Source organism: Bacillus sp. JJ634, from assembly GCF_036962285.1.
GTDB lineage: Bacteria > Bacillota > Bacilli > Bacillales > DSM-1321 > Peribacillus > Peribacillus asahii_A.
Window position 1 is genome coordinate 1 of sequence record NZ_JBALMU010000220.1, and the last position, 1140, is coordinate 1140.

The 1140-nt window shown below is 31.9% G+C and carries 2 protein-coding genes; both read right to left on the reverse strand.

The annotated features are described in order from the left end of the window. Window positions 1-151 precede the first annotated feature (151 nt). Window positions 152-604: an SMI1/KNR4 family protein gene (locus tag V7068_RS22205; protein WP_499714592.1), complete on the reverse strand. Its 453-nt coding sequence runs from the start codon at window positions 602-604 to the stop codon at window positions 152-154. Window positions 605-703: 99 nt separating this feature from the next. Beyond that, window positions 704-1084, reverse strand: coding sequence for a YkvA family protein (locus tag V7068_RS22210; RefSeq protein WP_499714593.1), 381 nt, complete (start codon window positions 1082-1084; stop codon window positions 704-706). Window positions 1085-1140 lie beyond the last annotated feature (56 nt).

Sequence of the window (1140 nt, forward strand, 5' to 3'; positions counted from 1 at the left end):
AATAACTATAAGAAGTTCTCAAACCTAAAATCACTTAATTCTTCTTTAACTAATGCCCCCGTTAGTTGAACAAAATTCATTTACTTTTTCTTTCTCCCGTAACTTGGTTTTAATCTTTTAGGGTCTAAAATAGAACCACGAGATAGTTTTCTTAAAAAGCATCAAAATCATTTGCTATTTTTATTTGTTTCCATTTCTCATTGTCCGATAAGTAATCCTCGTAAAAGTAAACTACTGAGGGATTTTCAGTATTTTCCTCATAGTTTAAAGCAATCCAACTATGATAATCACCCCATGGAATTATTATAGGTTCAGGTAAACCAATCTTATTAATCCAATACTTAGAAGCAAGGATACCTACACCATTTTGTTCGCCTTCAAAATCAATTCCGTATATCTCTGGAATTGTAAATTGTTCCTTATCGTTTTCCTCAATAAAAATGTTTGGATATTTTAAAGTACCACCTTTATGTTCTTTTAGTAATTTTATATATGACAGAGGAAGTTTAACATCTAACTTTTCCTCAGCAATTCTAGTATCTAAATCCAATATAGGTTTTTCGCCTTCATCCCAAAATTCACCTTCACCTTTATAGAACTCCAAGTTATCACCTCATTCATATATCCTTAACCTATGTGTTATTAAACTATACTGCGACGTTAGTGCAAGAAGCGACTGTTCTTATCGAACAATCGCTACCCATTAGTTGAAGAACTGATAAGCCTTTATAATAAGCCATAAGATAATTAAGCTCCAAATCAAAACTATTAGTGAACCAACTATCCAATTCTTCGGCTTACCGTTTTTCATTATTTCCTCTGCTTTAACTTCACAGTCAGATATTACACTTTTGGGTATCATCTTTAATGCAAACATAATTCCCAACGGAACAATAATTACATCGTCTAAATAACCAAGAATCGGTATGAAGTCGGGTATTAAGTCAATAGGGCTGAACGCATATGCTACAACACAAGCTGTAAATACCTTAGCATACCAAGGTACTCTTTCATCTTTATAAGCAAAATAAAGAATGAATATTTGTCGCTTTAAATTCTTCGCCCAAGCCTTTATTTTCTCCATTTTATCTCCTTTTTACTGTTAAGATTATCATTTCTATTACAACAACTTTATTAAAC

Coding starts and splice junctions, on each gene's coding strand:
- V7068_RS22210 (WP_499714593.1), bottom strand. CDS start 1,084: ATGGAGAAAATAAAGGCTTGGGCGAAGAATTTAAAGCGACAAATATTC.